This window comes from Lutibacter sp. B1, assembly GCF_012524075.1.
Lineage (GTDB): Bacteria > Bacteroidota > Bacteroidia > Flavobacteriales > Flavobacteriaceae > Lutibacter.
Genome location: NZ_JAAZUI010000169.1, coordinates 1 through 398 on the forward strand (window position 1 = coordinate 1; position 398 = coordinate 398).

Sequence of the window (398 nt, forward strand, 5' to 3'; positions counted from 1 at the left end):
TGGTACGGCGATAGCACCGGATGATTATACAGCACAATCAGCAACACTAACTTTTACAGGAGATACCGGAGAGACCAAAGAGATAGAAGTTTTAATCAACGATGATACTTTGATAGAACCAACCGAGCATTTGTATGTAAACTTGAGTAATTTAAGCACTACGCTGATAGGTATTAATGATTCACAAGGAGAGATAACTATTGAGGACAATGACGGAGGTGCAGACAAGGGACTCACCATCAGTGACATTACGGTCAATGAAGGTGATGGTACAGCGACAGTTCAAGTAACCTTAACAGGCAATGTACAGGGCGGTTTCAGTGTAGATTACCAAACAGCAGACGGTACAGCGATAGCAGAGGATGATTATCAATCACAATCAGGTACGCTAACCTTTG

1 protein-coding gene is annotated in these 398 nt (G+C 42.2%); it reads left to right on the top strand.

All coding sequences use genetic code 11. The annotated features are described in order from the left end of the window. On the top strand, nt 1-398 hold a 398-nt coding region (locus HGB55_RS15370), incomplete at both ends, for a Calx-beta domain-containing protein (RefSeq protein ID WP_211047424.1).